At 54.4% G+C, this 5,676-nt stretch carries 6 protein-coding genes and 1 pseudogene; 3 read left to right on the top strand and 4 right to left on the bottom strand.

What is annotated here, in order from left to right; genetic code table 11:
• The coding region (locus HHL15_RS25800; RefSeq protein WP_408065743.1) for a helix-turn-helix domain-containing protein at positions 1-194 on the bottom strand (194 nt) is incomplete at its 3' end.
• A 329-nt stretch (positions 195-523) separates the two neighbouring features.
• Here HHL15_RS25800 and HHL15_RS25795 point away from each other — a divergent pair.
• From HHL15_RS25795 to HHL15_RS25785, 3 genes and pseudogenes are all read left to right on the top strand, one after another.
• On the top strand, positions 524-2,236 hold the full coding sequence (locus HHL15_RS25795) for a site-specific integrase (protein WP_169148646.1): 1,713 nt from the start codon (positions 524-526) through the stop codon (positions 2,234-2,236).
• 64 nt (positions 2,237-2,300) lie between these two features.
• Positions 2,301-2,402, top strand: a pseudogene (locus HHL15_RS25790) (IS5/IS1182 family transposase); the annotation flags it as partial.
• Between the two features lie 245 nt (positions 2,403-2,647).
• The gene (locus HHL15_RS25785) at positions 2,648-3,421 is read left to right on the top strand and encodes a hypothetical protein (protein ID WP_169148645.1); all 774 of its coding nucleotides are present in this window, start codon (positions 2,648-2,650) and stop codon (positions 3,419-3,421) included.
• 191 nt (positions 3,422-3,612) lie between these two features.
• Here HHL15_RS25785 and HHL15_RS25780 read toward each other — a convergent pair whose 3' ends face one another.
• From HHL15_RS25780 to HHL15_RS25770, 3 genes are all read right to left on the bottom strand, one after another.
• On the bottom strand, positions 3,613-3,849 hold the full coding sequence (locus HHL15_RS25780; RefSeq protein ID WP_169148644.1) for a transposase: 237 nt from the start codon (positions 3,847-3,849) through the stop codon (positions 3,613-3,615).
• 11 nt (positions 3,850-3,860) lie between these two features.
• A complete protein-coding gene (locus tag HHL15_RS25775; RefSeq protein ID WP_169148643.1) occupies positions 3,861-4,304 on the bottom strand; it encodes an antitoxin Xre-like helix-turn-helix domain-containing protein in 444 nt (147 codons plus the stop codon).
• A gap of 1,158 nt (positions 4,305-5,462) precedes the next feature.
• A partial coding sequence (locus HHL15_RS25770; RefSeq protein ID WP_169147169.1) for an ATP-binding protein occupies positions 5,463-5,676 on the bottom strand: 214 nt, incomplete at its 5' end.

Genomic DNA, 5,676 nt, shown 5'->3' with positions numbered 1-5,676 from the left:
AAGGTGGCCTGGTACGGCCCCAGCTTGCCCGGCGTGGATTCCCGCCGGTAAGCCGCCGAGGCCCCTTCCGGAGCTCTCAACCACTTCTTGACCGTGTTGCGCGACAAGCCCGTGCGCCGCGAAATCTCCGAACGGGACAGTCCGTCCCGGTAATACATCCGTCTGACCTTGCCCAGCATTTCCATGGTGATCACCTCGCTTCCTCTGCCTCAAAAAGAGGCAGGGAGGTTAAACACCCTGGTCAAATTTCAACCGGAATTCACCCCGATTGATGGTCAGTTTTCGGCCGGCAACAACAGGGGCCGATGAAGCGCGCGTTGTTGGGCGTCAGGTTGAGGCGCGTCTGTATTTTCGCGGTCTACGCAAAGCCATCGATGGAGTCGACACCGACCGCAGCACCAAGGGCAGGAGGGGGATGGTCAGTGCTGTCTCAGCCATCGTTACCGAATTTCGACCTAGAGTGTCTTCGGCTTTGTATCTGGTCGGAGAGTGGCTGTCTCATCTTGTTGGCAAGGTGAGAAGGTTGAGCAGCGTGCGTCGCTACCTTAGTGGCATTTCTCCCGCGGCAGAGCGGGTGTGGTACGACGCGGAGCTTTTGAGTGCCGACGAGGAGGAGGTCAGTGAACTTTATAGCGCGCTGCTTGATGCCCGCCCTGAAATTGAGTTGAGCACTGTTGTAGATTATTTGAAGCGCTTTCACGCTTTCGCTAGAAAATTTGCGTTAATTGCGGATCCGGACTGGGGGGAGCTGTCCGTTGGACAAGCAGGTCTTTCGGTACGACCGGCGTATATACGGGAGAGCGACTATTTGAGCGCCTTCCAACATATTCTCGCTTCATCAACACGGGAGGGTCAGGACGTCTCGACGGCGGGCGCGATGGTCTTGCTATTGGCTTATCGTTACGGATTGAGAGCTTCCGAAGCGACGGGTTTGATAAGGGCGGACTGGGTGGGTGATACCTCTCCGCTTATCCTGATCCGGAATAACGTGTTGCGCAGGCTCAAGACGACGGCTGGCCGGCGGCTGGTTCCGACACTGTTCGCTATGACACCCGCCGAAATGAATTTGATCAAGCGAGTGCTCGTCACGTCGGAAGCTAACCACGGAGGCGACATGGCCGCACCGCTGTTGGGAGTGCAAGTAAAAGTACCCTCGACTATAGGGCATCTCCGCACAATCGTCATACAGGCGCTGCGGCGGGCGACAGGCAATCCAACGGCTGTAATCCACAGCGCTCGGCACAGTTTTGCCACACGAGTTCTGGATTCGCTCTTCTTGCCCGATGGCGGTAGGCCGCAGAAGGGACATCTCGATATGCCAGTTGTGCAAGCGATGCGCGATCGTCTGCTGGGGAACGCTAGGCAGTCTCGACGGACCCTCTGGGGCTTGGCACGGCTGCTTGGTCATGCTTCACCAGCGACGAGTATCGGGTCCTATGCACATGTGATTGATCGATGGCTTGATGGCTACGTTGATGACAATGTTACTCGGCGAACACGGGGTGCCTTGCTTGAGGGTGTCTACGATCTGGATGCGGAACCGAAAGGGACTGCATGTCATGAATCCCGCGACGTAGAGGATCAGGCATCGCCTGTCTCTGTTGGGGCCTTTGTACGACTTGCGCGATTAATTAGTCGGGGGGCCAATCTTCAGCGCTCTGCAAGCGCTCTCGCGATACCTGAAGAGCTTGCGGAGCAAATGGCCGTTGCCCTCGAAACTATTTTTAGGGTGAGCGCCAAGAGGCTGGAACGAAACAAGTCATTAGCGGAACTGATGGCAACGATCACAGAGTCGCAGTGGGAAAATCTGATTAAATTCGCTGATGAAATCGTCGTGCCTCGTGATGTCACCTGGAGCAAAGTGCCGACAGTTCTAGGGTTGTCAGGGCTGGTTGGACCTCAGCGCCATATCGTTATGTGGAGAGTAGAGCATTTCGAATGGGTTGGGCAATTCGTAAAGTCAACGAATTTTCAAAAAACCGAAATTAGTATTCTATTGACGCCAGGCTTTACAAAGGACCAGCGAGCCTGGATCGATAGTCATAACCTCTCGCGATTCGTATCGACTGAGGGTAAGGAAGCTCAGCTGGATACAGTCCGGACGGAAGGTGGGCACGCCGTGGTAGTCGAGCGAGCGGTGGTCGTTGGTAGTCGTCGCAAGGAGCATCCTGTGAGCAATCGCGCGTTGCTTTCTCTCATATTAATTGCGTGGAGTAGTGCTGTTTCGATCACTTAAGGTTTTGTTGCACAAAACCCGATTGGCAGGGGGGCTTTCGGGCTGTGAGTGAAGGCAGCCCCCTCTGGACAGGTACAAGACGACGAACTGGGCGGTATGCAACGCCGCACTCGAGGCTCGCGGGTCTTCGACCGTTTGGCTGAAAAAGGACATGAAGTGGTATGCCTTAGTCATCCTACTCGACACCTCGATCAAGACCAGACGACTACTGGCAGCGACATTCGATGAATTCCGGGCTGCGCTGCAGGGCGTTCGAAACGCCTGGCGAGGACGACGAGGAATGATAATTGAGTATATTCGGGAGGCCTTGTTTATTTACTTTTTAGTAACGCAAAAAATTGCAGCTCCCAAAACATAAGCATGCAAAAAAACAAAGGAAAATTTTGCCATGTTATATAAAGGTAAAAAACAATGGCAAAAAAAGAAATCGTCATCGCTCTTCCTCACCCTCTGCCCTGTAAATTTGATGGGAAGGCGTTAGAGGTAAGCAATGAACTCATTCCTCCATCAATTAAAGAAATCGCGGAGTGCCTTAGAAACTTCTTAGGGCAGCTCCAGGATACGTCCGATCTTGAGGTGCCGGGCGAGCCCCGGACAAAACTCGCCCTCGACGCAGATTATTATCGAGGATATGTCATTGTCGAATTTGATTCGTCCGCTAGTTACGGGGAGGCAGAGATTAAAAAATTTCTTTCGTATCTCTTTGATAGGGGGCAGGCTGGGATTTTTGAAAATAGGTTTGAGTCAAATGAAATTCCATTGAAAATGGAATGTATTATTCGAGAAGAGGCTGAAAGGGCCAGGTCCGCTTTAGGTGGGACGGTTTTGACCGAAGAGGTGTCGGTGTCTTTGGGGGAAAATCAGATTTTTATGGCGTCCGGAAAAATAAAAAGACCTCCTTCGAAACCTCCAGTAATCGACCCCGGTCAGCGAATCATAATCGGGAGCATTTCGGGGTTTTGTAGATCTGAACGACTGGTTTATTTCATAAAAAATGACGAAAAAAGAAGATCCGAATACAGTTACGATCCAGCCCACCTCCATGAAACGGTTTCACGCATAGCATTAAATGTTTTTAACCACGTTGAGATTGTGGTCCAGGAATTCTCGGTTGGAAACGGAAAGATCGCAATTACCATAGTGTCGGTCAAAGAAATTGAAAAAGACCCCTCGTCATTATTTTAAGGGTGCCTCGAAAAACCTCGCCTCACAGACTGTGTAAAAAACTCTTGTCGGCCCGATTGAACAAAAGCGCCTCGCGAAGTTTGCGGGGCGTTTTTGTTCCTATCGCCGTCCTCGGTTTTCTTGCCAAAGTCGTTGCTTGGGAGGGATCTTGACCCATCGCAACCACTCCTAGTGCTAGGGCGTGTTCTCAATTATGCCAACCAGACGAAAGCGCAAGCGAGATAAACGAAGGACAGGAATGACTGGGCGAGTTTGTCGTAGCGCGTGGCGATACGTCTGAATTGCTTGATGGGACAGAACAAGCGCTCGATCAGATTGCGGTCTTTGTAGATATGGCGATCGAAGGCACGCGGGTTGAGTCGGTTGGAGCGAGGTGGAATGACCGCCTGGCTGCCTTGCGCTGTGATGGTCTCGACAAAGGCATCCACTCCCCCTTCCATCACATGAACACGCCAAGCTGAGACTGTACGAGCAGGTTGGAGACAAGCTTCTGTCCGGTCGTCGTATCCATGTAGGCCGACGGCTTCGCTCCGCCCAAGGCAGGGAGCGGCCGCTCAAGCCACTCGCCGACCCAACGGGCCGCGTCAAACTCATTCGGATTCCCCGAGTCCTCCACCATGACAGTAACCTGGCCGATCAGACAGACCAGTCCGAGCACACGCTCGGAGTGCTCGGGAGAGAGCATCACGCCTTGACGAATCTTCCGTCTGACAGATGAACTAGGCATGTTAAGCATACTCAGCAGGCGTTCGCTCGAGACATGCATCGTCTCTACGAGGTCCTGGATGTGAGAAGCTGCCACTCCGCTGCGGATGAGGCGCTCTCGCTCTCCCTGCGAAGCCTGGTTCAGCCTTCTCGCGAACGCCATCATGTCGGGTTCCAAGGCCATCTCCGTTTCAGTGAAATCAGCGTCCGGGATGACGTCTAAGTAATACCACATCCTACAGTCTCGCCATGACTGTAGGGGGGCACGGATTGCGCGCAATCTCTTTTCTGTTCTAGTATCTCAGCGACTTCGATCCGCGAGGACGGTGTTCGAATGTTCAGACCCCACACTATGAAGCGACCCGTTCGAAGCCTTCTCTTGAAAAAGCACGCTTCGCCCCTCAAGGCGAAGAAGCGGCTTGTCGTGTCCGTGGAGTCTGTCCAGTTGACACCGGTGGTTCAAGAGCGCGCGGAGCAGCTTGCCGCGGCCGCTCGTCGTGCTAAGGAAGCACGTTTTCTGGACAAGTATCGGGTCGCGTTGCCTACCTAGCTGATACTTGCTGACGACGGATATGGTTACCTCTCCATCACGGAGGTTGATCCGGCGACTCTAGCTATATTTTCGCGTGGAAAGCCGCGTCTAGACGCTTTTCTGACCGCACAGGAAATGGCCTTGCACGAAGCCAAACTGGGCTTCACCAGTATGGTCGTTCATCAGCAGTTCGAAAGTCCGGCCGACCAGCCCGGTACCCGGAAAACCCGTTCGAGGTGGCGCCTTACGTTGATTGAGAGCCGCAGCTTGAATAGGTAGGGCTGCTCGCTGCTTTCCCGTTCGCGCAGAATCACGTCCGAACCAACCCTCTGTCCCCGCGTACCATCTTCGGGTGTTGTTCAGCTGGCAAGAGGTCGTGCGCTGAGCGTTATCAATGAGAAATGGCCGCGAACAATAACGCGACACCACCAGCCGGTTTAAGCCCTTCGGGATCGGTGGCCAACCAGGGCTCCGCAGCTACCCCCACAGCATTGCCTGAGCACAAATAACGTTCACGGTCAGCCACTTGCCGCCACCTTGTTCACAACCCCCTCTTCTGTGTAGTTTCCTGCCTTTTTGGGCGAACGATGGAAACGGGCAAGCTGATGGACATGGTCGATGTTCCCTCGGCCTCAGCGGCCGGCCAGCCTGGGTCGATCGAGTGGCGGGAGTGGTGCTGGCAGCAGCCAGACGGCGCTTGGCACCGTCGCGATCTACACGTGTCACTGACCGGCACAATAGAGCCACCGATGATCGGCATATAGGAGCCAGTTTGAATAGGCTCTGACGAACGTCTTCGGGGGTTCAAGGTTGGTTGTTTTTCGGGGTGCTGGCAAGTGCTGTTTTGGCCTTGTTTGGACCCTGTCGAGGGGCCCGGTAGGAGGCCCCGTCAAGGGTCAGGCAATAGGCGTTGTGGCGCAGCCGATCGACGGTGGCCGAAGCGAGCAGCCGGTTGCCCGGGAAGGCCTGGTCCCACTCGGTGAAGTCGAGGTTGCTGGTGACGATGGTGGCGGCCTGC

It is taken from the genome of Zoogloea dura, from assembly GCF_012927165.1.
In the GTDB taxonomy this organism is placed as follows: Bacteria; Pseudomonadota; Gammaproteobacteria; order Burkholderiales; family Rhodocyclaceae; genus Zoogloea; species Zoogloea dura.
This window is presented reverse-complemented; position numbering and strand designations above follow the sequence as displayed.